Here is a 24,835-nt window from a genome sequence, read left to right on the forward strand (position 1 = left end):
CCGTACACCCGACGCCGGTACCCGGTCTCACGGCGTACCGGATGTCACAGTACGGGGTGTTCGTCCCGTCTCGACGGAGGAGCCCGGCGCGCATCGCGCGGCGTGGAGGCCGCGCGGACAGGCCGGGCGGCCTCTCAAGCCGATCCGTCGGGTTGGCGGCGCAACAGGTAGGTGTCCATGATCCAGCCCTTGCGTTCGCGGGCTTCGGCGCGCGCCCGCAGGATGCGCGCCGAAGTCTCGGCGAGCGGGCCGGAGATCAGGATCTCGTCCTCGGTGCCGAGGTAGGCGCCGTAGTGGATGTCCAGGCCCTCGGGGTCGAGGGCGGCGAAGGCGGCGCGGCCGTCGAGCATGACGACCACGTCGTCGGCGTCGCCGGGGAAACCCTCGGCGAGGCGGCGGCCGGTGGTGATCTGCAGGGGGCGCCCGACCCGGGTGAGGGTGAGGCGGTGGCGGGCCGCGAGGGCGGCGACGCTGCTGATGCCGGGAACGACCTCGTGGGTGAAGGACCCGGGGGCGCGGGCGAGGACCTCGTCGACCACGGCGATCACGCTGTCGTACAGGGAGGGGTCGCCCCAGACCAGGAAGGCGCCCGTCTCGGCGGGGCCGAGGTGGGCGGCGAGGAGTTCCGCCACCAGGTCGGCGCGGCGGCGGCGCCAGTCGTCGACGGCTTCCGCGTAGCCGGCGGCGGTGCGGTCGCGTTCGGCGTCGGGGACCTCGACGAGCCGGTGGCCGGGACGGGCGTGCTCGTCCAGCATGTGCCGGCGCAGGCGGATCAGGTCCTGGCGTTCCTCCGGTTTGCCGAGGACGAAGAAGACGTCCGTACGGCCGATGGCTTTGACCGCCTGAAGGGTGAGGTGTTCGGGATCGCCCGCGCCGATGCCGATGACGAGGATGTGTCGCATGCGGTGATTGTGCCCTGCGGTGTGCCCGTGACGGCCATCGCGGCAACTGTTCCCGGGACGGCCTGTGACGTCCCTCACGCTGGATTGGGTGGTTACGGTGCGACTTAGTAGCCGACGCCCGCACGGCATATAGCCTCTATCCGGAATGGAATGGGACATTATTCGCACAGGGGGGCGACGGTATCCGATCCGTACGGTGCCGCGGGCCGCTCCCGGGACGGGGATTGCGTTCTGACGGCCCATCACGTCCCTTCCGGATCTTGAGTTCGGTGACGCGGCACGCTCTCCGGCCGGGCGCAAGAGGCGTCGTGGCTACGAGTCCGCGTAGTACCGATCTTTCATTGCCCGATGTTCGGGACGGTCCACACAATGACCGGGCCCGCATGCCGTCACGGCAGCTCAGGCGGGTTGTGAACACGGACGCCGATCCCTCGAGTGAGGTCACGCAATGACGAAGCACCGCCGGACGAAGCGCTTCCGGAAGATCACCGTCGCCGCCCTCGCCGTCGCCGCCGTGGGTGTGCCCTCGGTGGCCATGGCCTGTGTCGGCGGTCAGCAGGGCCCGTCGAACGAGTCCCAGGGTCGTTGGCAGCACGCGTCGTGGGACGGGTCCTGGAACGGGAACTGGTCTCAGGGATCTCAGGGGTCTCAGGACTCCCAGGGCCGCGGCCACTGGGGCGGGAAGCCCGGCAACTGGGGCGGGAGCCCGTCCTCGGCCCCCTCCTCCGCACCGTCGGCCCCGGCCACCGCACCGTCGTCGGCGCCCTCCGCGGCGCCGAGCTCCCCCGCGGCCGGTTCCGGGTCCACGCTGACCGGAGCCGCGGCCACGGTACTGGGCCTGGTGAACCAGGAGCGCGCCAAGGCCGGCTGCTCGGCTCTGAAGGTCAACGCGAAACTGACCACCGCCGCGGTGGACCACAGCAAGGACATGGCCTCGCACAAGAACATGTCGCACACCGGTTCAAACGGCTCCTCCCCCGCCGACCGCATCTCCTCGGCCGGCTACAACTGGAGCCGCTACGGAGAGAACGTGGCCTACGGGTACGCCTCCGCCTCCAGCGTGATGAACGCCTGGATGGCGAGCCCGGATCACAAGCGGAACATACTGGACTGCTCCTTCAAGGAGATAGGGATCGGACTCGCGCAGCCCGGGAACTACTGGACGCAGGACTTCGGCGCCGCGCGCTGAACGAGTACGCCGGGAGGACCGGCCGCCCCCGTGGCGGCCGGGCCTCCCGGCGTCCGTTCAACCGCGGTCAGCGCAGACCGCGGCCGAGCGCGTGGATCAGCTCACCGTCGGCGGTGTCACCGCTCAGCTCCCAGAAGAAGGCGCCGCCGAGCCCCTGCGACTTCGCCCACGCCGCCTTGCCGCGCAGGGTGAGCGGGGTGTCGTAGCTCCACCACTCGTCGCCGCAGCGGGCGTACGCGGTGCCGGCGACCACGCGCGTGGCGGGGCAGCGGGTCTTGAGCACCTTGTAGTCCTCGCTGCCCGCCTCCCAGGTGCCGGGGGCGGGACCGGTGGCGTCGCCGCCGGGTGCCGTCCGCGTCACCCCGGTCCAGCCGCGGCCGTAGAAGCCGAGGCCGAGCAGGAGCTTGCGGGCGGGGATGCCGAGGCCGCGCAGCTTGCGGATCGTGGCGGCGGCGTTGGAGCTCCGCTCCGGGATGCCCCGGTAGGAGGTCAGCGGCGCGTGCGGGGCGGTCGGGCCGGTGGCGGACCAGGTGCCGAAGTAGTCGTAGGTCATCGGGTTGTACCAGTCCACGTACTGGGCCGCGCCCGCGTAGTCCGCGGCATCGATCTTGCCGCCGTCCGAGGCGTCGGCGGTGATGGCCGCGGTGACCAGGTATTTCTTCCCGAAGCGGTGGCGCAACGCGCTCATCAGGTCCGTGTAGGCGGACGGACCGCTGCTGTCGCAGGTCATACCGCAGGCGTTGGGGTACTCCCAGTCGATGTCGATGCCGTCGAAGACGTCGGCCCAGCGCGGGTCCTCGACGAGGTCGTGGCAGGAGTCGGCGAACGCCTCCGGATCGGCCGCGGCCTGGGTGAAGCCGGATGACCAGCTCCAGCCGCCGAAGCTCCACAGGATCTTGATGTTCGGGTACTTCTTCTTCAGCTTGCGCAACTGGTTGAAGTTGCCGTGCAGCGCGTCTTCCGCGGTGCCGTCGGCGACACCGTCGACGCTGCCCGCCGCGTCATAGGGCTTCTGGTAGTCGGCCCACGCGTCGCCGACGGCGCACTTGCCGTCCGTGACGTTTCCGAAGGCGTAGTTGATGTGGGTGAGCCGTGCGGCGGCACCCGAGGTGACGATGTTCTTGACGTGGTAATCGCGGGCGTAGACACCCCAGTCGATGAAGTAGCCGATGACTTTCGACGTGGCTCCCGGGGCGTGGTGGCCGTGGGAGGCCACCGCCGGGGCCGGCTGGGCCGCGGCGGGGCCGGCGACCAGGCTCGCGGTGAGCAGCGCCGTGCCGGCGGCGACGAGGCCGACCAGGGCTCTGCGGAACCGTGATCCCTGCTGTCTGGGCATGGAGTCACCTCTGGTGAGGAAGCGGTCGTGAGCGCGCGAAGGTGCGGGGACACCCTAGAAGGACTAGACCAATGGGGTCAATGGTCTGCACCAATACGGAAGTCCCCGCTCCCCGCGGCCTGATGACCGCCCGTCAGAGCGGCTGCAGTGTCCAGGACCAGCGGTGGGTGCCCGGGCCGACGCGGTACGCGGGCAGGGTGTCGGGGCCGCAGGAGGCGGTGCCGACCCCGCGGTGGGCGGCGTCCAGGTGGACCACGCACTCGGCGCGGGGCACGAGTTCGTCGTGGTGGGCGGCGGCCGTGAGCTCCCCCGCGCGATGGCGGGTGACGCTCACCTGGCGCGGCGCGTCCAGGTGGACGGCGATCCCCGGCGCGGCCGCCGCCCCGCTGAGCGTGAAGCGGCGCACGTCGTGCCGCCCGCCGCTCTCCTGCGGCCGCAGGTAGGGCGTGAACAGCAAGTCCACATCCGCCCGGTAGAGCCCCACGATCGCACCGGCGCACCGGTCGGGATAGCTCTCGCCGGGCCCCCGCCCGAACCACTCCAGGGTGTCGAGTCCCGCCGCGGTCTCGAAGACGGTGCCCACCCGCGGCACATCGGTGAGCCCCGCCGGCAGCACGGCGGTCTCGTCGACGAGCAGCCCGCCGCCCGACAGCGGCGTGAACACCTGCTCATGGGTGACGGTGCCGGCGCCTCCGGTCGCGTACGCCGACCGCACCACCACACTCGCGCCCTCCCGGCCGACCGCCACCAGCCTGCGCTCCAGGGCGTGCAGACCCCAGTCGCGCCAACGTGCCGCGATTCCGCCCCACACGTCGTTGTCGGTGGGGGCGCGCCACAGCGTGAGCACGGGCGGGGCGGTGAGCAGCGGGTGCCGGAGCAGCCCCGCGTCGTCGAGCTCCACCGGTCCGCCCGCGGCCAGCACGGCACCCGCCCGGGTGAGCAGGTCCCGGTGGTCGTCGGCGAGCACGACCTGCGGGGCGCACACCAGCGTGCCGCGCGGTGCCCACGGCAGGTCGTCGGCCGTGGTGACGCGCAGTGTCAGGTGCGAGTCGCCCGGCAGCAGGGTGGTGGGCAGCGGCACCACCGCGCTCTCCCCCGGGGCGAGGTCCGGGAGCCTGGCGGGAGCGGTCCGGGACTCTCCGATGTGCCACCGCGCGCCGAGCCACCCCAGACCGGTGAAGTGCTGCCGGTTGGTGATCCGGGCCTCGCGGCGGTCGGGGGTGAGCTCCAGCCGCAGCGGGGCGGCGATCTCGCGGTGCTCGGCCATCGCGGGCTTGGGCGTCCGGTCGGGCAGCACCAGGCCGTCGGCGCAGAACGCGCCGTCGTGGGGCGTGTCGCCGAAGTCGCCGCCGTACGCCCAGCGGTAGCCCGGCGCGGTCACCCCCGCGTCGAACGCGGACGCGGGGGCGTCGGGCCCGGCCGGACGGCCGGCCCGCTCGCCGGTGAGCCGCTGCAGGATGCCGTGGTCCCGGAACTCCCAGATGAAGCCGCCCTGCAGACCGGGGGTGGACTCGATGGCCCGCCAGTAGTCCGCGAGGGAGCCGTTGCTGTTGCCCATGGCGTGCGAGTACTCGCACAGGATCAGCGGCTTGGCGTGCGGGCCGGCCGTGATCTCCTCGATGGAGGCGTACATCGGGCAGATGATGTCGCTCGCGGTCTGCGCGGAGTCCCAGGCGTCCTTGATCGCGCCCTCGTACTGGACGGGCCGGGTCGGGTCCGTGCGCCGCAACCACCCCGCGGCGGCGTCGTGGTTGGCGCCGTAGTCGCTCTCGTTGCCCAGCGACCAGACGATCACGCTGGGATGGTTGCGGTCGCGGAGCACCATGCGCGCCACGCGGTCGGTGAAGGCACCGAGATAGCGCGGGTCGTCGGCGATCTCGTGGGCGTGGTCGTGGGTCTCGATGTCGGCCTCGTCCACGACGTACAGGCCGAGTTCGTCGGCGAGGGCGAGCAGCGCGGGATCGGGCGGGTAGTGCGCGGTGCGGACCGCGTTGAAGCCGTGGCGCTTGAGCAGGCACAGGTCGGCCCGTATGTCCTCGGCGTCGACCACCCGCCCGGTCAGCGGGTGGAAGTCGTGCCGGTTCACGCCGCGCAGGTACACGCGGACGCCGTTGATCAGCAGGTCGGCCCCGGAGACCTCCACGCGGCGGAAGCCGACGCGGTGCCGCGACTCGTCGGCGACGCCGCCGTCCGCACGGTGCAGCCGCACGGTGAGGTCGTACAGGTGCGGTGTCTCGGCGCTCCAGGGGCGCACGCCGGGCACGGTGGCGCGGATGCGGGCCTCGCCGAGGAAGTCCGAGACGCGCTCGCTCGCGATGTTGGCCTCGGCGAACGCCTCGTCGGCGGGGAGCCGCAGGACGCCGTCCGGGGTGCACAGCAGGCCGGAGACGCTCCACCCGGCGGGAAGGACACCCGTGCCGCCCCGGACCCGGACCGCGATGTCGAGGGTGCCGCCGGGTACGGCGGTGATCCCGACGTCGGCCAGGTGGAGCGGGTCGGTGGCGTACAGGTGGACGGAGCGGGTGATGCCGCCGTGCCACCACTGGTCCTGGTCCTCCAGGAAGGTCGCGTCGGACCATTTGACGACGGTCAGGCGCACGGTGTTGCGCTCCCCCGGGCGCACCGCGTGCGAGACGTCGAACTCCGAGGCGAGGTGGGAGTCCTTGCCCACCCCGACGGCGGTGCCGTTGACATGCGCGATCAGCACGCTCTCGGCGGCCCCGACATGGAGCACGATCCGCCGGCCCGCCCAGTCCGCGGGGATCTCGGCCTCCCGCTCGTACACCCCGGTCGGGTTGCGCCCTTCCGGCGGGGAGGGCGGAAGGTCGGGGAAGGGCATCGTCACATTGGTGTACTGCGGCAGGTCGCCGACCCCGTGGAGGTCGTCGAAGTCCTGGACGGTCCAGCAGCCGGGCACGTCCGTCTCCGCCCACCGCTCGGCGAGCGGTGTCCTCGGGGTGGGCAGCAGTTGGAAGCGCCAGCGCCCGTCCAGCGGTACGCGCGGCGCGTCGGGGCGGACGACGGCGTGCATCGGCAGCCTGCGCCATCCGGTCAGCTCGGGCGCGTCCCACGGGTCGAGCGGAAGGACGGGGTCGGCTGCCTCGGGACGTCGGTCCTGCATGGGGGTTCCCTCCCGGGAGTGGTCAGTTCGCGGTGGGGCGCGGGTCCGCCGGTGCCGGGGGGCGACACGCGCCGACCGCGCCGTAGCGGCGCGGGGGGCGGACGCCGCGCCCGGCGGCGGCTGTGGCCGTGGCGGTGGCGGTGGTGCCGGGTGCCCCGTCGCAGCCGGGCGCCGGGTCCGCCGGCGGTGGCGGTGGTGGCGGTGGTGGCGGTGTCGGGTGCCCCGGCGCAGCCGTGCGCCAAGGCGCCCGTCCGGGTCACCGCCGGGGGTTCCGCCCGGCCGGTGGCGAAGGGGTGCCCTGCCCGGGCGCCGGATCCGCCGGCGGCGGCGGTGGCCGTGGCGGTGGTGCCGGGTGCCCCGGCGCAGCCGTGCGCCAAGGCGTCCCTCCGGGTCACCGCCGGAGGTTCCGCCCGGCCGGTGGCGAAGGGGTGCCCTGCCCGGGCGCCGGATCCGCCGGTCGTCACGGGGCGGAGGCGGGGCGGCCCGGGGCGGGGTACGCCTGCGGTCGGCCGCCTCGCCGGGCGGCCGGCGGGGGCCGGAAGGGCGTCGCCGGGGGTGTCCCGGCGGACGCGGGGCAGGGCCCGCGGTTCGGCGCGGTCGGCGCCGGGGAGGAGGAGGGTCCGCCGCGCCGGCACGGGGTGACGGCCGGGCAGCGCGTGGGCACGGTGGGCACGGACGGTGTGCCCGGGGGCCGGGATGTCCCGGGCGGGCGCGGCCCGCCCGGCCGGGTCCGGTCCGAACACGTCCGGCCGGTACACGTCCGGCCGGTACAGGTCCGGCCGGTACAGGTCCGGCCGGTACAGGTCCGGCCGGCGGCCGGGCCCGTACCGGCGGGCGCGCCCGGCTATGCGCACGGGGTCAGGCGCAGGGTGAGGATCTGGAACGGCCGCAGGGCCACCCGGACGCCCCCGTCGGCCCCGAGTTCCGCGTTCTCCCCCTCCAACGGGCGTTCCAGCAGGTCGGTCACCCGCACCCGTTCGACGGGGAACGACGCCCGCAGGGTCGTGGTGGCGCGGCCGCCCAGCGACTCGTAGAGCCGGACGATCACGTCGCCGGACCGGTCGTCGGCCAGCTTGACCGCCTCGATCGCGGCCCGCGTCCCGTCGAGCGTCACCAGCGGCGCGGCCGGACCGGCGCCCGTGGCCCCGGGCACGACACGCAGCGGCAGGTTGAGCTCGTAGCCGCCCGCGACGGCGTCCTCTACGGCGGCGCCGGGCAGCAGCGAGTACGTCATGCGGTGCGTGCCCTGGTCGGCGTTCGGGTCGGGGACGCGGGGCGCCCGGACGAGGCTGAGCCGCAGCGTCGTGGTGGTGCCGCCGTCCTCGCGGGAGGTGCGGCCGACATCGTGGCCGTAGGTCGAGTCGTTCAGCACGGCCACCCCGTAGCCGGGCTCGCCGACGTGCACCCAGCGGTGGCAGAAGACCTCGAAGCGGGCCGCGTCCCAGCTGGTGTTGGTGTGCGTGGGCCGGTACACGTGCCCGAACTGGATCTCGGCCGCGCTGCGGTCGGCGTGCACGTCCAGCGGGAAGGCCGCCTTGAGGATCTTCTCGCTCTCGTGCCAGTCGATCTCCGTCTCGAAGTCGATCCGCGGGCTGCCCGCCCGCAGCCGTACGGTCTGCGCGAGGCGGGAGCCGCCGAAGGACCGCTCGACGCGGATCGCGCCGACGAGCGGGCCCTCCTCGACCACGGTGATCGCGTCCACGGCCGTCAGGTCGGTGTACTGCCGCCGGTAGTGCCGGTCGATGTCCCAGGCGTCCCACTGGTTGGGCAGGTCGGTGTGGAGCCGCAGCAGGTTGCCGCGCTCACCGGGCGCCAGCACCTCGCGGCCCGCCGTCAGGTCGAGCACGGAGGTGAGCAGCCCGTCCTCGTCGAGTTCGACCCGGACCAGCCCGTTGTCGAGGACGCGGTCCGTCACGGTCACCTTGCCGGCGGGATCGGCCGCCGTGAGCGGACCCGCGCCGGAGGCCGGGAGCTCGGCGAAGACGGCCACCCGGCCGTCGGCGAGCGGCTGCCCCGTGCCCTCGGCCAGACCGGCCGGCACGGCGACGACCTCCGCGCGGGGCCGCGGCGCGGTGTTGAACACCCACGGCGCGGACGGCTCGGCGCCGGAACCGCCCGCCACCACCGCGGTCGCGGCCGCGATGATCGTCTCCAGCTCCTCCCTGACGCGGGCGTAGGTCGCCTCGGCCTCGCGGTGCACCCAGGCGATGGACGAGCCCGGCAGGATGTCGTGGAACTGGTGGAGCAGGACGGTCTTCCACAGCCGGTCGAGGTCCTCGTACGGGTACGGGTACGAGGGGTCGCGCAGCGCGGCCGTGGCGGCCCACAGTTCGGCCTCGCGCAGCAGGTGCTCGCCGCGCCGGTTGCCGGACTTGGTGCGGGCCTGGCTGGTGTAGGTGGCGCGGTGCAACTCGAGGTAGAGCTCGCCGGACCACACCGGGGCGTCCTCGTACTCCGCCCGGGCCTCGCGGAAGAAGGTGTCCGGGTCCTGGACGACGACCTTGGCCGAGCCCTCCAGGTCCCGCAGGCGCCGGGCCTTCTCCATCATCTCGCGGGTGGGGCCGCCCCCGCCGTCGCCGTGGCCGAAGGGGACCAGGGAGCGCGTGCCGCCGCCCTTGTCGGCGTAGTTGCGCACGGCGTGGGCCATCTCCTCGCCGGAGAACACCGCGTTGTAGGTGTCGACGGGCGGGAAGTGCGTGAAGATGCGGGTGCCGTCGATGCCCTCCCACCAGAAGGTGTGGTGCGGCATCTTGTTCGTCTGGTTCCACGAGATCTTCTGGGTGAGGAACCACTCCATCCCGGCCAGCCGGGCGATCTGCGGGTAGGCGCCGGTGTAGCCGAAGGAGTCGGGCAGCCACACCCCCCGGCACTCGACGCCGAACTCCTCGGCGAAGAAGCGCTTGCCGTGGATCAGCTGGCGGGCCATGGCCTCACCGCCGGGCAGGTTCCCGTCGGCCTCCACCCACATGCCGCCGACCGGCACCCAGTTGCCGGCCTTCGCGGCGTCCTGCATGCGGCGGTAGACCTCTGGGTTGCGCTCCTTGACCCAGGCGTACTGCTGGGCCTGCGAGCAGGCGAAGACGAACTCCGGGTAGTCGGCGGCGAGCGCGGTGACGTTGGAGAAGGTGCGGGCGGTCTTGCGCTTGGTCTCGCGCAGCGGCCAGAGCCAGGCGCTGTCGATGTGGGCGTGGCCGACCGCGGACAGCGTGTGGGCGCTGGCGTGGGCGGGCCGGGACAGCGCTTCGGCGAGTTCGGCACGGGCCGCGGCGGCGGTACCGGCGACGTCGGCGACGTCGAGGGCGTCGAGCATCCGCTCCAGGGCGCGCAGCAGTTCGTGGCGGCGCGGCTCGGCGGTGGACAGCTCGCGCATCAGCTCGGCCGCGACCTCGATGTCGAGGACCAGGTGCCACACGTCCTCGTCGAGTACGGCGAGGTCCGCGCGGGCCATCGTGTAGAGCGGATCGGCGGGGGCGGTGAGCCGGTCGCCAAGCGGGGTCGGCAGGAAGCCCTTGGCCAGGATGTCGGGATTGGCGGCGGCCTCCAGCAGTAGTTCCACCGGTTCGCCGCCGGCCGCGGGGTTCGCGACGGGCACGTACTGGTTGCGCGGCTCGATGCCCTTGACCGGGATGCCGGAGGCGTCGTGGACCAGCGCCTCGGCCTGACCGCCGGGCCAGTCGCCGATGAAGCCGAGGTCGAAGACGGCCTCCACGCGCCGGCCGGCCCACTCGGCCGGGACGGTGCCCCGGGCGCGTATCCAACTGGTCGACCAGGGGGTGCCCCAGCGGTCGCCGGTCGCGAAGGGCTCGTACGCGGCGGCCAGCGCCTCGCCCACCGGCACCGGTTCGCCCGCCACGTGCCACGCGGTGAGCGTCAGCGGCACCGACGCGGCGTACACCGCCGGGCGGATGCGCTGTTCCAGGACGCGGTCGAGGCGCGCCTCGACCTGCTTGCGGTCGTCGTGCATGGGTGCTGGTCCCCTCAGTCCCGGAGGTAGGCGAGGTCGGGTACGTGCTTGCGATAGCCGTCGAGCAGACGCTGGGCGACGGCGACGGAGTCGACGAGCGGGTGCAGCGCGAAGGCGCGCAGCGCGGCGGCGCGGTCGCCGGTGGTGGCGGCGGTGATGACGTCGCGTTCCACGGCCTTGACGGCCGTGACCAGGCCCACGGCGTGACCGGGCAGCGGGTCGCCGACGATCGGGCGGGCGCCGTTGGCGTCCACGTGGCAGGGCACCTCGACGACCGCCTCGGCGTCCAGCGGCTCGATCGCGCGCCGGTTGCGGACGTTGAGGATCAGGGTCGTCCGCTCGTCGAGGGCGATGGCCCGCATCAGGGCGAGGGCGACCTTCTCGTAGCCGCCGGACTCCAGGTCGCACGAGTCGCGTTCGCCCGCGCCCGCGGCCTCGCGGACGTCCGCGCCGTAGGTGGTCTCGCGCTCCAGGCGGGTGGCGTCCCAGGCGGCGAAGGGCTCGGTGCCCGGGGCGCGCATCTTCTCGTAGAAGCGCTGCTGCTGGTCGAGGAGGAAGGCGCCTCGGGTGTGCTCGGCGTCGCGGGCGGCGGCGACGGCCTCACGGTTGAAGTAGTAGTAGTTCAGGTACTCGTTGGGCACCGAGCCGATCGTGCGCAGCCAGTCGGCGCCGAAGAGCTTGCCCTCCTCGAAGGAGGTCAGCGCGGTCTCGTCGGCGAGCAGCCGGGGCAGCAGGTCGACGCCGTCGACGCGGACCGCCCGCAGCCAGCCGAGGTGGTTGAGGCCCGCGTAGTCGAACCAGGCGCGTTCCGGGTCGATGCCGAGCGCTCGCGCGACGCGCCTGCCGAGGCCAACGGGCGAGTCGCAGATGCCGATGACGCGGTCGCCGAGGTGGTGGGACATGGCCTCGGTGACCATGCCGGCGGGGTTGGTGAAGTTGATGACCCACGCGTCGGGGGCGAGGCGGGCGATGCGGCGGGCGATGTCGACGGCGACGGGGATGGTGCGCAGCCCGTACGCGATGCCGCCCGGGCCGACCGTCTCCTGGCCGAGTACCCCTTCGTCGAGGGCGACCCGCTCGTCGACGACGCGTCCGGCAAGTCCGCCGACGCGGATCGCCGAGAAGACGAAGTCGGCACCGGTGACGGCCTCGTCCAGGTCGGTGGTGACGGTGACCCCGGGCGCGTCGGAGTACCCCTCCGCCTGCTGCCGCAGCACCCGGACGATGGCGTCCAGCCGGGCGGGGTCCAGGTCGTGGAGGGTGACGTGGGTGACGCGGCCCTGCGCGCGGTCCTCCAGCAGCGCGCGGTAGACCAGCGGGACGCGGAAGCCGCCGCCGCCGAGAATCGTGAGCTTCATGCCTCGACCACCTCCACCCCCGCCTCGCGCAGCGAGGTCCGGGTCGTCGCGTCCGCCGGGGCGTTGGTCACCACGACGTCGATGTCCTCGGGCCCGCACACCCGGGCCATGCCGGTGCCGGGGAACTTGCCGGCGTCCGCCACGAGCACCACCTGGTCGCTCGCGGCGATCATGGCGCGCTTGACCGGCACCTCCACCGCGGTCGTGTCCAGTATCTGCCCGTTGGGGCGGATGCCGCTGGTGCCGAGGATCAGCCGGTCGGCCCGGACCTGGCGCAGGTTGTCCTCGGTGAGGAAGCCGACCAGGGAGCGGTACTCGCGCCGGACGACGCCGCCGAGCAGGACGAGCTGGATCTCCTTCTCGTCCTGGAGTTCCTCGTAGACCGCGAGATTGCTGGTGATCACGGTGAGCGAGCGGCCGCGCAGCCGGCGGGCGACCCGCAGGGCGGTGGTCCCGATGTCCAGCAGGACGGTCTCACCGTCCTTGATGATCTCGGCGCAGCGCGCGGCGATGGCGTCCTTGGCCTCGACGCGGACGGCGGCGACGTCCGGGAAGGGGTCGTCCTCGCCGATCAGCGGGATCGCGCCGCCGTAGACCCGCTTCAGCAGGCCCTCGTCCTCGAGCTGGATGAGGTCGCGGCGGATCGTGGCCTGGCTGGCGCCGATCTGCTCGGCCAGCGCGGTCACCGAGGTGGGGCCGTCCGACCGCAGCGCGCGGAGGATCAGCTCATGTCGTCGGTCGGGGAGCATGCCCCGAACACTACCCCCACCTTCTGCAAAGTCAATCAAAGTCATGCACGTTCGTGATTGACCCTTGTCAAACCACTGCACAGCATGCAAGCTCTTGGCTACTTCAGGCCTGGGCCTCCCCCCGTCCGGGCCTGGACCGGGGGGACCACAGAGCACCGAGCACACAGCGCCGGTGCCCCTGGAGAGGTAGGTCGCAATGCCGCGGTCGACACACGCCGGCAGCACCCGGGAGGAGGCAGCCGATGTCTTCCTGTCAGGGCTGCTCTTCTACGACTTGGGTTTCACCGGGCTCCCCTCGGCTCCCGTCCCGGGCGCCGAGGTGTGGACCAAGGGGATGGGGACCTCCCCCGGGGGGATCGCCAACTTCGCGGTCGCGCTGAGCAGGCTGGGATTGCGCACGTCGCTGTCCGCGGCCTTCGGCGACGACCTGCACGGCACGCACCTGTGGCGCGAGCTGTCCGTCACCGAGGGCGTCGACCTCTCCCGCTCCCGGCGGTTCGCCGACTGGCCGACCCCGGTGACCGTCTCGCTCGCGTACGACGGCGACCGGGCACTGGTCACCCACGGCCAGGAGCCGCCGCTGAGCCCGGACGAGATGATCGGCGAACCGCCGCCCAGCAGGGCCGCGATCGCGCACATCGGCGCCGAGCCGCTGGAGTGGGTGGGGCGCGCGCACGCCGCGGGCACCCTGGTCTTCGCCGACGTCGGCTGGGACCCCTCGGAGCGCTGGAGCCCGGCAGTGCTGGACCAGCTCGCGCTCTGCCACGCCTTCATGCCCAACGCCGAGGAGGCGATGGCCTACACCCGCACCGACTCGCCGCGGGCCGCGCTGTCGCGGCTGGCCGACCTGGTGCCGCTCGCCGTCGTCACCGACGGCGCTGGGGGCGCCCTGGCGGTCGACTCCACGACGGGCGAGACGGCGTCGGTGTCCGGCCTGCGGGTCGACGCGGTCGACACCACCGGTGCCGGCGACGTCTTCGGCGCCGGCCTGGTCGCCGCCACCCTCGCCGGCCGGCCGCTCGCCGACCGGCTGCGCTTCGCCAACCTCGTCGCCGCGCTGTCCGTCCGGCGGATCGGCGGCGCCGCCGCCGCGCCGGACCGGGCCGCCGTCGCCCGCTGGTGGCGGACGGTACGCGACACCCCCGGGAACGGCGACCTGCGCTCCGCGTACGCCTTCCTCGACCACGACATCCCGGCCGCCGCGACGACCGCCGCCGGCCCGCACCACCCCGATCAGCCCGAGCAGTAGGAGAACCCCGTGGACCTTTCCCGCAGACGATTCCTGCAGGCGGCCGTGCTCACCGCCGCGGCCGCCGGTGCCACCGCCGCGTGCGGCGGCGGCGCCGGGGCGGGCGGCACCAAGAACGGCAAGAACCTCACCCTCTGGTACTGGGGCGGCGGACTGAGCGACAAGGTTGTCAAGGACGCCGAGGCGCACTTCACCACGGTGACGCTGAAGTCCGCGCAGATAGGCGGCGACTTCAAGCAGAAGCTGCTCACCACGCTGACCGGCGGCCAGTCCGTGCCCGACATCACCGGCATCAAGGGCGAGGACATGGCGTCCTTCCTGCCCAACGCCAACCGCTTCCTCGACCTCAACGACCTGGGCTTCAAGGAGATCGCCTCCCAGTACCTGGGCTGGAAGACGGATCTGGCGCGGAGCGAGGACGGCCGGCAGATCGGCTTCCCGATCGACATCGGCCCCACCGCGATGTTCTACCGCCGGGACTTCTTCGAGAAGGCCGGACTGCCCACCGAACCCGACCAGGTCGCGGCGCAGATCAAGACCTGGGACGACTGGTTCGCGGCGGGCCGCGAACTGCGCAAGGCGGTGCCGTCCGCGTCCCTGATCAACAGCGCGAGCGCGGTCTTCGACATAGCCGTCGGCCAGGGCACGCAGCGCTTCATCGACAAGGACAACCGCTTCATCGGCGACCAGGACCACATCCGCGCGGCCTGGGACCTGGCGGTACGGCCGTACGAGCTCGGACTCGACGCCAAGATCAACGACAACAGCTGGAACGCGGCCATCGCCAAGGGCGCCCTGGCGACCGAACTGGGCGCCGCCTGGCACGCCCTGGACATCTCCTCCGCCGCGCCCGACTCCAAGGGCAAGTGGCGCGTGGCCCCCATGCCGGGCGGTCCGTCCAACCTCGGCGGCTCGTTCCTGGCCCTGCCCCGGCAGTGCCGCAACCCCGAGCAGGCCTTCAAGATCGTCAGCTGGCTGCTCAGCCCCGCCAACGACGCCCGCGGCTTCGCCGACGCCGCGATCTTCCCGGCCGCCCCGGCCGCCTACGCGATGCCGCAGATGACCTCCGGCGACCCGTACTTCGGCGGCCAGAAGACCATCGACGTCTTCGGGCCGGCCGCCAAGGCGATCCCGGCGGCGTACGAGGCCCCGGCGGACGCGGCGGTCATGGCGACCTTCAAGACGGAGCTGACCAACGTCGAGACCAAGGGCAAGAAGCCGGACGACGCGTGGAACGACGCCGTCAGCCAGGCGAAGCAGATCGCGCAGCGGCAGGGCGTGCGCTGAGATGGCGGCGCCTCCGACCGCCGGCCCCGGCTCCGTCGCGGTGGACGCCACCCGCGGCGGGCCGGGGCGCGCGCGCTTCCGTCCGCGGCGTACCGCGCCCGCGCACCACCGGCCGCCGCGACCGGCGGAGGGGCGACGGCGCGGACTGCGGGCCTTCTGGCCGCAGTACCTGGCGATCTCGCCGTTCTACCTGGTCTTCGGCGTCTTCATGCTCTGGCCGGTGTTCTACTCGCTCTATCTCGCCTTCCAGCGCTGGGACGGCATCGGCGAGATGCAGTTCGTCGGGTTGCAGCAGTTCCGCTTCCTGATGGACGACCCGGTCTTCTGGCTGTCGATCCGCAACACCCTGGCGATCTGGGTGCTGTCGACCGTGCCCACGCTCTTCGGCGCCCTGGTGCTGGCCACGCTGCTCAACTCCGTGCGGCGCTTCAAGTCCTTCTACCGCATCGCGCTCTTCCTGCCGAACGTCACCTCGATCGTCGCCATCGCCATCTTCTTCGGCGCGGTCTTCAGCAACAACTTCGGCCTGGTCAACGCGATCCTGCACATGGTGGGCCTGCCCGAGGTCCAGTGGATGAGCAATCCGTGGACCATCAAGCTGGTCATCGCGCTGCTGATGACCTGGCAGTGGACCGGCTACAACATGATCATCTATCTGGCGGGGATGCAGTCGATCCCCGGCGAGGTCTACGAGGCGGCCCGGATCGACGGGGCCGGTCCGGTGCGGACGTTCTTCCGCATCACGATCCCGATCCTGCGCCCGATCATCCTCTTCACAGTGATCATCTCCACCGTCAACGGGCTGCAGAGCTTCACCGAGCCACAGGTCCTCTTCGGCAGCAACGCCGCCAACGCCAATCTCGGCGGCCCGGGCCAGGCCGGTCTGACCACCCTCCTCTACTTCTACCAATCGGCTTTCTCCAACAACGACTTCGGCTACGGCGCCGCCATCGTCTGGGCGTTCTTCGTGCTCATCCTGGTGCTGGTCGCGATCAACTGGCGCCTTGTCCAACGCGGAAGGAAGGCATGATGCGCACCGCACGGGCACGCCGGCCCAAGGGGCTCACCGCCCATCTCCTGCTGATCGCCGCCGTCCTCGTCTCGGTCTTCCCGTTCTACTGGACGATCGTCATGGCGACGAACACCACGCGCGACATCTACCGCACGCCGCCCAAGGTCTCCTTCGGCCCGCACCTGCTGGACAACGTCCACAAGGTGCTCGACAGCATCGACTTCTTCGGCTCGATGCTGAACACGCTCGTCGTCGCCTGCGTCTCGACCGTGCTGGTGCTGTTCGTCGACTCGATCGCCGCCTTCGCGTTCGCCAAGTTCGACTTCCCCGGGCGCAAGTGGCTCTTCGGTGTGCTGCTCGTCTTCATGATGCTGCCGCTGCAACTGGCGATCATCCCGCAGTATCTGATCATGGTGCAGCTGGGCTGGCTCGGCACGCTCAAGGCACTCATCCCGCCCGCCCTCGCCAACGCCTTCGGCATCTTCTGGCTGCGCCAGTACATCAGCGGAGGCGTCCCCGACGAACTCCTCGACGCCGCCCGCATGGACGGCTGCGGCTTCCTGCGCCAGTACTGGCACGTGGTCCTGCCCATGATCCGGCCGGCGCTGGCGTTCCTCGGGATCTACGCCTTCGTCAACGCCTGGAACGACTACGTCTGGCCGCTGATCGCCCTGGTCAACCCCGAGCACATCACGCTCCAGGTCGCCCTGGCCCAGCTCAACGTCGGCCGTTCCACCGACTACAGCGTGGTCATGGCCGCCGTGCTCATCGCCTCCGCCCCGCTGGTCCTGGTCTTCGCGCTCTTCGCGCGCGGGTTCATCGCCGGAGCGACGGAGGGAGCCGTCCGCGGCTGACGCCCGCGGCTCCCGGGGCGCCGGGCGCGGCGGTCCGCCGCGGCGCCCCGGGACGGCCCCGGGCGGGCGGTCAGCCCGTCTGCACCGTGACCATGCCGTTGTCGGTGGTCGCGGTGATCCTGCGGGGCGACGACGGATCGGTCGGCACGCTCACCTGCTTCATCCCGACACCGGTCCGGGCCCGCACGTCGTAGGCGGTTCCGGGCGGCACCGTGACGGTGACCGCGCCGTTCTCCGCCGTGGTCGTGACCTCGTCGGGCGCGACGTCGAAGGCCGCGTCGACCGTGCCGTTCTCGCTGCTCAGGGACGCCCGGCGGGCTCCCAGCGCGGTGCCGCTGACGGTGCCGTTGCCCGTGCGCAGGTCGACGGCGCCGGTGACGCCCTCCGCCTCGACCCCTCCGTTGTCCACCCGAACGGTGACGGTTGTCTCCGCGGGCACCCGGATGAGGTAGTCGACCCGGCACGGCCGGCTGTCCCCGCAGCCGGAGCCCACCAGTTTCAAGGTGCCGTTCTCGACCTGGTGACGGGTGGACGGCTTGACCGACCCGTACTCCAGGGTCTCCGTCACCGAGATCGGCCCACTCCCCACGGTGATCCGCACGGAACCGTTCTCGTTGCGCACGTCGAGCGCCTTCGCGCCGGAGATCTCGTAGGACCGCGGGGAGGACCCGTCGGTCGCGCCGCCGGGTGACGCCTTCCCCGAGGGGACGACGGAGCCGGTGACATCGGCACCCGGCGCCCCGCCGCCGCCCCCGTCGCAGGACACCAGGAACCCCGCTGCCGCGAGGGCCAGGACGACCGCCACCGCGCGCCGACTCTTCGCCACTGCCTTCTCCTTGCACGTCGTCGACCATCGCCCCACGCGGAGCATATCGCCGCAAGGGCGGCATTCCCGATCCTCCGATGGGGTGACCTGCCCGCCGGCGGGCAGGTGGGGGATGACGCGTGGCGGTCGCACGGGCCGGCCGCCTCCGGCCGTTACGGTCCGTGCATGGGACCGGGTATCGCCTTCGCGCTGTGTGCCGCCGTGCTGATGGGGACGGCGACGGTGATACAGGCTCTGGGGGCGCGGCAGGCGGCCGCGGCGACGCCGGAGGCGGCCGGGTCGGGGGCAAAAACGCTGCTGGCGGCGCTGCGCCGCTGGCCCTTCGTCGTCGGCGTCGGTTTGGACATGCTGGGTTTCGCGGCGGAGCTGATCGCGCTGCGCTCGGTGGCGCTGTTCGTGGTCGAGGCCGCGCTGGCGTCCTCGCTGGCGGTCACGGCGGTGGTGGCGGCCCTGCTGCTGAAGGTGCGGCTGCGCGCGGCGGAGTGGACGGCCGTCGGGGCGGTGTGCGTCGGGCTCGGGGTGCTGGCCGTGTCAGCGGGCCGGGACGGCGGGGAGGAGGGGGACATGCGGCTGCGGCTGGCGATCCTCGGCACGGCGGTGGCGCTGGCGGTGGCCGGCCGGATCGTGGAGAGCCGGGTGACGCGGAACCGGGCGGCCGTGCTCGGTGCCGTGGCCGGACTGAGCTTCGGTGCCGTGGCGGTGGCGGTGCGGATGCTGATCGGCTTCGAGGTAGGCGAGCTGCTCTCCGATCCGGCGACGTACGCCGTGGTGATCTCGGGGCTCACCGGTTTCGTCTTCCTCGTCGGGGCCCTCCAGGCGGGCTCGGTGACCGCCGCGACGGCGGCCATGGTGATCACCGAGTCGCTGTGGCCCGCCGCCTTCGGGGTGGTGTGGCTCGGGGACTCGACCCGGCACGACCGGGCCCCGCTGGCCGTGCTCGGCTTCGCGCTGTCGATCGCGGGGGCGCTGGCACTGGCGCGGTTCGGGGAGGCGGAGCAGGACGCGCCGCCCGCGTGAGTGCGCGGGCGGCACGCCTCCACGGGTCGGGGCCGGCGGGCCGGCCCGTCACCGCCCCGGCCAGGTCCAGTCGACGACCTCGGGCAGGTCCGTTCCGTGCTCGCGGATCCAGGCGTGGTGGCGTAGCCGGGTGTCCTCCATCAACTGCCGCACCGGCGCCGCGCGCACGGCGAGCCCCGGGACGCGGTCGATGACGTCCATGACCAGCCGGTAGCGGTCGAGGTCGTTGCGGACGACCATGTCGAAGGGGGTGGTCGTGGTGCCGATCTCCTTGTAGCCGCGCACATGCAGGTTGGCGTGCCCGGCACGGCGGTAGGCGAGACGGTGGATCAGCCACGGATAGCCGTGGTAGGCGAAGACGACGGGCTTGTCGCGGGTGAAGAGCGCGTCGTACGCGGGGTCGGCCATGCCGTGCGGGTGCTCGTCGTTCGGCAGCAGCCGGGCCAGGTCGACGACGTTGACCACCCGCACGGCCAGCTCCGGCAGGTGACGGCGGATCAGCGAGGCGGCGGCCAGCACCTCCTGGGTCGGTACGTCGCCCGCGCAGGCGAGGACGACATCGGGTTCGCGGGCGCCGTCCTCGGTGCCCGCCCACTGCCAGACGCCGGCGCCGCGGGCGCAGTGGGCGCGGGCGGCGTCGAGGTCGAGCCAGTCGAAGCAGGGCTGCTTGCCGGCGACGACGACGTTGACGTAGTCGCGGCTGTGGAGCACGTGCTCGGCGGTGGACAGCAGGGTGTTGGCGTCCGGCGGCAGGTAGACCCGGACGACCTCGGGTGCCTTGTTGAGGATGTGGTCGATGAAGCCGGGGTCCTGGTGGGAGAAGCCGTTGTGGTCCTGCCGCCACACGTGCGAGGTGAGGAGGTAGTTGAGGGAGGCGATGGGCCGGCGCCAGGGCAGCGCGCGGGTGGTGCGCAGCCACTTGATGTGCTGGTTGACCATGGAGTCGACGATGTGGACGAAGGCCTCGTAGCAGGAGAACAGTCCGTGCCTGCCGGTCAGGAGGTAGCCCTCGAGCCAGCCCTGGCAGGTGTGCTCGGACAGGATCTCCATGACGCGGCCGTGCCGGTCGAGGTTCTCGTCGACCGGGAGGACCTGGGCCTGCCAGGCCTTGCCTGACGCCTCGTAGACGGCCTGGAGCCGGTTGGAGGCGGTCTCGTCGGGGCCGACGAGGCGGAAGTCGCGGCGGTCGGCGGTGTCCGCCATCACGCGCTCCAGCAGGCCGCCGAGGATCCGGGTGGGCTCGTGGAGGGTCACGCCGGGCTTGTCGACCTCGACCCCGTACCGCTCCAGGGGCGGCACGGGCAGGTCGCGCAGCAGCAGCCCGCCGTTGGCGTACGGGGTGGCGCCGAGCCGCAGGTCGCCCTCGGGCACGCAGGCCAGCACCTGCGCGCCGGGGGCGCCGTCCTCGTCGAAGAGCTCCTGCGGCCGGTACGAGCGCATCCACTCCTCGAGTTGCCGCAGGTGCTCGGGGTTGTCCCGGACGGCGGCCAGGGGCACCTGGTGGGCGCGCCAGGTGCCCTCCACGGGCAGGCCGTCGACCTCGGCCGGACCGGTCCACCCCTTGGGCGTACGCAGCACGATCACAGGCCAGCGGGGACGCCCGCGGTCCCCTCCCTCCCGCGCGGCGGCCTGGATTCCCGCGATGCGGTCGAGGGCGGTGTCCATCGCCTCGGCCATCGCGGCGTGCACCGCCATCGGGTCGTCCCCGGTGACGTGCAGCGGCTCGTGCCCGTAGCCCCGCAGCAGTTCGTCGAGCTCGCTCTCGGGGATGCGGGCGAGCACCGTCGGATTGGCGATCTTGTAGCCGTTGAGGTGGAGCACGGGCAGGACGGCACCGTCGTGGACGGGGTCGAGGAACTTGTTGGAGTGCCAGGACGCGGCGAGCGGCCCGGTCTCGGCCTCGCCGTCGCCGATGACGCAGGTGACGACGAGTTCGGGGTGGTCGAAGGCGGCCCCGTAGGCGTGGGAGAGGGAGTAGCCCAGCTCCCCGCCCTCGTGGATGGAGCCGGGGGTCTCCGGGGCGACATGGCTCGGCACGCCCCCGGGGAAGGAGAACTGCCGGAACAGCCGGGCCATGCCGGTGGCGTCGCGGGGGACGTCCGGGTAGGTCCGCGAGTACGTGCCCTCCAGCCACGAGTTCGCCAGGACGGCGGGGCCGCCGTGTCCCGGGCCCCAGACGGCCAGCGCCCGCTGCCCGCGGGCCTTGATCACCCGGTTGAGGTGGGTGTGCACGAGGTTCAGACCGGGCGAGGTGCCCCAGTGGCCGAGCAGCCGCGGTTTCACGTGTTCGGGGCGGAGCGGTTCGGCCAGGAGCGGATTGCCCATCAGGTAGATCTGGCCGACGGCCAGGTAGTTCGCGGCGCGCCAATGGGCGTCGAGGGCACGGAGCTCCTCGTCGTGCATGGCTTCCTCCGAAACGTCGGGGGCGGGGTCTCTCCTTCCCAGACTCGGCATTCCCGACAACGGTCCGCTAGGGCCGGATGGGGCTTCTTGCGGTTGTCCGAAGGCCGACGGGATGTTCGACACGGGCCGTGATCTGGAGAGCGCGTGCCTTACCCGGGGGCAGGGAAGATCGCGCGTTGAGCGGATTCGTGCGAACGGGACCGCTTTGGGCGCATCCCCGGCACGGCCCGCCGCCAGGGCCTACGGTCCCGGAATCGGCCCCGTACGGACGACCCGGATGGACAGGGGAGACCACGATGCACAAGACCCGGCCCGACACGCCGTCGGCCCAGGCCCAAGCCCCGACCCAGGCCCCGGCCCAGGCCCCGGCGGTCGGCGACCCGGCCGCGGAGGAGATGTTCCGCGCCCTGCTCGAGGCCGCCCCGGACGCCATGGTCATCGTGGACGACACCGGCACCATCAGACTCGTCAACGCCCAGACCGAGTCGCTCTTCGGCTACACCCGGCAGGATCTGCTGGGCCGTCCGGTCGAGGTGCTGGTCCCCCGGCGCTTCCGCGGTCACCACCCCGCCTACCGGCACGGGTACGCGGACAACCAGCAGGTGCGGCCGATGGGCGCCGGACTGGAGCTGTACGGGCTGCGCAAGGACGGCCGGGAGTTCCCGGTGGAGATCAGCCTCAGCCCGCTGCAGACCGCCGACGGACTGCTCATCTCGGCGGCGGTGCGCGACGTCAGCGAGCGCAAGGCAGCCGAGGAGCGGATCAACGAGCTGGCGGTACTGGTCGAGTCGTCCCAGGACGCGATCCTCGCCAAGACCCTCGACGGCCGGATCACCTACTGGAACGCCGCGGCGCAGCGGCTGTACGGCTACTCCGCCGAGGAGGCCATCGGCCGGCACGTGTCCATGCTGGCCCCGGCGCACCTGAAGGAGGAGGTCGCGGCCCTGCTGGAGCGGCTGGCGCACGGAGAGCGCGTCGAGCACTTCGAGACGCTGCGGGTCACGAGCTCCGGACGGCTGCTGGACGTGGACGTGACCCTCTGGCCGATCCGCGGCCGGGACGGGGCCATCGTGGGCGCCTGCTCCATCGTGCGCGACATCGCCGACCTCAAGCGCGCCGAGGAGGAGCTGACGGAGCTGTACCGGCAGCAGCGGCACATCGCGCTGACCCTGCAGCGCAGCCTGATGGGGTCACCGCCCGAGCCGCCCGGCATGCGGACCGCCAGCCGGTACTTCCCCGCGACGCAGGGCGCGGGCGTCGGCGGGGACTGGTTCGACCTCATCCCGCTGGGCGGCGGCCAGGTGGGCGTGCTCATCGGCGATGTGATGGGCCGGGGCCTGGAAGCGGCCGCGGTGATGGGCCAACTGCGGTCGGCGGCGCGCGCGCTGGCCAAGACCGGGATGCCGCCGCGGCAGTTGATGCAGGCGCTCGACGCCTTCGTCACCGACCTGCCCGACCAGCTCGTCACCTGCTGCTACCTGGTGGTGGACCCGGACGCGGGCGAAGTGACGGTGTCCTCCGCCGGACATCTGCCGGTGCTGCTGGTCGATCCCGGTCCGGAGGCCGCCGTACGCGAACTGCCCGCGCCGATCAGCGTGCCGCTCGGCGTCGGCGAAGTGCCCCACCAGCAGGTCTGCCTCCCCGTCCCGGCCGGCTCGACGCTCGTGCTCTACACCGACGGACTGGTCGAGACCCCGCGCTCCGACATCGACGAGCAGCTCCGCCGGCTCGGTGCGGAGCTGCGCACGGCCTTCGCGCGCTCCTCCGGTCTGGAGCAGGCCGCCGACATGGTGCTGGCCTCGCTCCGCCCCGACGCGGACGGCCACGCCGACGACGTCACCCTGCTGCTCGCCCGGCTGCCCGAGGCACCGATCGCCGCGTCCGCCATGGAGGTGGCGGCCGTCCCCTCGGCGGTGGCGGAGGCGCGCGGCTTTGTGCGCGAGACCCTGCTCGGGTGGGCGTGCGAGCACGTCTCGGACACCGCCTGCCTGCTGGCCTCGGAGGTGCTCACCAACGCGGTACGGCACGCCCAGGGGCCGCTGCGACTGCGGCTGCACCGTACGGAGCAGGAGATCACCGTCGAGGTCACCGACCACAGCACGCACATCCCGCAGCGCCGGCCCGCCGAGCTCGGCGACGAGTCGGGGCGCGGGCTGCTGCTGGTCGAGGCGCTGGCCGCGGGCTGGGGGACCCGGCCGTCCAGCGAGGGAAAGACCGTGTGGTTCACCCTCCGCCTGACGCATCATTGACGGCCGCGCGGGCGGCGAGGCCGGGCGCGTGGGCGCGCGGCGGTCCTCGGCCCACCGGCCCCGGCCGCCCACGGCAGGGCACGTGACGTCCGCCCGCGCTATCCCTCCCCCGGGGACAGCGCCTCCGGTCCCAGCTCCCCCGGCCGTGCGTGGCCCGACAGCGCGAGGGTGAGGTCGAACTCGGCGAGCAGGCAGCGGATGACGTGCTCGACGCCCGCCCGGCCGTCGAGGCCGAGGCCGTAGGCGTAGGGGCGGCCGACGAGGACCGCGTCGGCACCCAGGGCGAGGGCCTTGAACACGTCGTCGCCCGTGCGGATCCCGCTGTCGAAGAGGACGTCGAGGCGGTCGCCGACGGCACGGGCCACGGCGGGGAGGACGTCGGCGGCGCCGACGGCTCCGTTGACCTGGCGGCCGCCGTGGTTGGAGACGACGACGCCGTCCATGCCGGCATCGGCGGCCAGACGGGCGTCGTCGGGGTGCTGGATGCCCTTGAGGACGATGGGGCCGTCCCAGTTGTCGCGCAGGAAGGCGAGATCGGGCCAGGTCTTGCCGGGGTCGGCGAACATGCCGACGAAGCGGAGGACGGCGGCGTTCAGGTCCTCCTCGACGGGCTTGGCCAGGCCCGCCAGGAACGCCGGGTCGGTGAAGTAGTTGGCGGTGCCGATGCCCTTGAGGAAGGGCAGGTACGCCTGGTCCAGGTCCCGGGGCCGCCAGGCGAGCAACGGGGTGTCGAGGGTGACCAGCAGCGCGGTGTAGCCGGCGGCCTTGGCGCGGCGCAGGAAGCTGCGCGTCACCTCGCGGTCCTTGGCCCAGTACAGCTGGAACCAGCGCTCCGCGTCGCCCATCGCCTCGGCGACCTCCTCCATGGGCATGCTGGACGCCGAGGAGAGCACATAGGGCACGCCCTGCGCCGCGGCGGCCCGCGCCGCCGCGCACTCGGCGTCCGGGTGGACGATCGACAGCACGCCGACGGGGCCCAGCGCGAGCGGGGCGCTCAGCGTGCGGCCCAGGACGTCCACCGAGAGGTCGCGGGCGGACACGTCGCGGAGCATGCGCGGCACGATGCGCACGCGGTCCAGGGCCTCCCGGTTGGCGCGTTCCGTGCGGCCGCTGCCCGCGCTGCCGGCGACATAGCCGAAGGGGCCGGGGCCCAGGCGCTCGGCGGCCAGTTCCTCGAGCCGCGTCAGATCGGTGGGGAGCGAGGGCAGTACGCCCACGAGCCCGTTGAGGTAGATCTCGTACTGGTGGTCCGCCCGGTCGCCCATCCCTGTCCCGTCTCTCGGTTCCGCGAGGAGGACTGTTTCAGGGTCGGGCCGCCG

Annotated in this window: 16 protein-coding genes; 7 read left to right on the plus strand and 9 right to left on the minus strand. The window is 72.8% G+C overall.

Annotated elements, in window-relative coordinates; genetic code table 11:
• Positions 1 to 134: 134 nt before the first annotated feature.
• Entirely contained in the window at positions 135 to 902 is a 768-nt protein-coding gene (cobF, locus tag AB0F62_RS19905; protein ID WP_361800329.1) for a precorrin-6A synthase (deacetylating), read from the minus strand.
• A 448-nt stretch (positions 903 to 1,350) separates the two neighbouring features.
• Between cobF and AB0F62_RS19910 the strand changes: the two genes are divergently transcribed.
• Entirely contained in the window at positions 1,351 to 2,091 is a 741-nt protein-coding gene (locus AB0F62_RS19910; RefSeq protein WP_361800332.1) for a CAP domain-containing protein, read from the plus strand.
• A gap of 67 nt (positions 2,092 to 2,158) precedes the next feature.
• Here AB0F62_RS19910 and AB0F62_RS19915 read toward each other — a convergent pair whose 3' ends face one another.
• The 5 genes from AB0F62_RS19915 to AB0F62_RS19935 form a co-directional block, all read right to left on the minus strand.
• Positions 2,159 to 3,427 carry a glycoside hydrolase family 18 protein gene (locus AB0F62_RS19915; protein WP_361800335.1) on the minus strand — a complete coding sequence of 423 codons (1,269 nt, stop codon included), beginning with the start codon at positions 3,425 to 3,427 and terminating at the stop codon, positions 2,159 to 2,161.
• A 133-nt stretch (positions 3,428 to 3,560) separates the two neighbouring features.
• A complete protein-coding gene (locus AB0F62_RS19920; RefSeq protein WP_361800338.1) occupies positions 3,561 to 6,548 on the minus strand; it encodes a glycoside hydrolase family 2 TIM barrel-domain containing protein in 2,988 nt (995 codons plus the stop codon).
• Positions 6,549 to 7,392: 844 nt separating this feature from the next.
• A complete protein-coding gene (locus AB0F62_RS19925; RefSeq protein ID WP_361800341.1) occupies positions 7,393 to 10,512 on the minus strand; it encodes a glycoside hydrolase family 38 C-terminal domain-containing protein in 3,120 nt (1,039 codons plus the stop codon).
• Positions 10,513 to 10,526: 14 nt separating this feature from the next.
• Positions 10,527 to 11,870, minus strand: coding sequence for a 6-phospho-beta-glucosidase (locus AB0F62_RS19930; RefSeq protein WP_361800344.1), 1,344 nt, complete (start codon positions 11,868 to 11,870; stop codon positions 10,527 to 10,529).
• Positions 11,867 to 12,619, minus strand: a complete 753-nt coding sequence (locus AB0F62_RS19935) for a DeoR/GlpR family DNA-binding transcription regulator (RefSeq protein ID WP_361800347.1) — start codon at positions 12,617 to 12,619, stop codon at positions 11,867 to 11,869. Before AB0F62_RS19935 ends, AB0F62_RS19930 begins: the two co-directional genes overlap by 4 nt.
• Positions 12,620 to 12,815: 196 nt before the next feature.
• Between AB0F62_RS19935 and AB0F62_RS19940 the strand changes: the two genes are divergently transcribed.
• From AB0F62_RS19940 to AB0F62_RS19955, 4 genes are all read left to right on the plus strand, one after another.
• Positions 12,816 to 13,868 carry a carbohydrate kinase family protein gene (locus AB0F62_RS19940; RefSeq protein WP_361800350.1) on the plus strand — a complete coding sequence of 351 codons (1,053 nt, stop codon included), beginning with the start codon at positions 12,816 to 12,818 and terminating at the stop codon, positions 13,866 to 13,868.
• Between the two features lie 9 nt (positions 13,869 to 13,877).
• Positions 13,878 to 15,155 carry an extracellular solute-binding protein gene (locus AB0F62_RS19945; protein WP_361800353.1) on the plus strand — a complete coding sequence of 426 codons (1,278 nt, stop codon included), beginning with the start codon at positions 13,878 to 13,880 and terminating at the stop codon, positions 15,153 to 15,155.
• 145 nt (positions 15,156 to 15,300) lie between these two features.
• Complete coding sequence (locus tag AB0F62_RS19950; protein ID WP_361800484.1) at positions 15,301 to 16,185, plus strand: sugar ABC transporter permease; 885 nt, start codon at positions 15,301 to 15,303, stop codon at positions 16,183 to 16,185.
• Positions 16,185 to 17,021, plus strand: coding sequence for a carbohydrate ABC transporter permease (locus AB0F62_RS19955; RefSeq protein WP_361800356.1), 837 nt, complete (start codon positions 16,185 to 16,187; stop codon positions 17,019 to 17,021). The genes AB0F62_RS19950 and AB0F62_RS19955 overlap by 1 nt, the downstream gene beginning before the upstream one ends.
• 70 nt (positions 17,022 to 17,091) lie before the next feature.
• Here AB0F62_RS19955 and AB0F62_RS19960 read toward each other — a convergent pair whose 3' ends face one another.
• On the minus strand, positions 17,092 to 17,847 hold the full coding sequence (locus AB0F62_RS19960) for a hypothetical protein (protein ID WP_361800359.1): 756 nt from the start codon (positions 17,845 to 17,847) through the stop codon (positions 17,092 to 17,094).
• Positions 17,848 to 18,012: 165 nt separating this feature from the next.
• Here AB0F62_RS19960 and AB0F62_RS19965 point away from each other — a divergent pair, with 165 nt between their 5' ends.
• On the plus strand, positions 18,013 to 18,864 hold the full coding sequence (locus tag AB0F62_RS19965) for a DMT family transporter (RefSeq protein ID WP_361800362.1): 852 nt from the start codon (positions 18,013 to 18,015) through the stop codon (positions 18,862 to 18,864).
• Between the two features lie 48 nt (positions 18,865 to 18,912).
• On the opposite strand, the gene AB0F62_RS19970 is transcribed toward AB0F62_RS19965, so the two are convergent.
• Positions 18,913 to 21,318 carry a phosphoketolase family protein gene (locus AB0F62_RS19970; protein ID WP_361800365.1) on the minus strand — a complete coding sequence of 802 codons (2,406 nt, stop codon included), beginning with the start codon at positions 21,316 to 21,318 and terminating at the stop codon, positions 18,913 to 18,915.
• Between the two features lie 245 nt (positions 21,319 to 21,563).
• On the opposite strand from AB0F62_RS19970, the gene AB0F62_RS19975 reads away from it, so the two are divergent.
• Entirely contained in the window at positions 21,564 to 23,516 is a 1,953-nt protein-coding gene (locus AB0F62_RS19975; protein WP_361800368.1) for a PAS domain S-box protein, read from the plus strand.
• Positions 23,517 to 23,614: 98 nt separating this feature from the next.
• Here AB0F62_RS19975 and AB0F62_RS19980 read toward each other — a convergent pair whose 3' ends face one another.
• Positions 23,615 to 24,781 carry a lactate 2-monooxygenase gene (locus AB0F62_RS19980; protein ID WP_361800371.1) on the minus strand — a complete coding sequence of 389 codons (1,167 nt, stop codon included), beginning with the start codon at positions 24,779 to 24,781 and terminating at the stop codon, positions 23,615 to 23,617.
• Between the last annotated feature and the right edge of the window lie 54 nt (positions 24,782 to 24,835).

The sequence above is a fragment of the Streptomyces sp. NPDC026673 genome (genome assembly GCF_040638135.1).
Classification (GTDB): domain Bacteria; phylum Actinomycetota; class Actinomycetes; order Streptomycetales; family Streptomycetaceae; genus Actinacidiphila.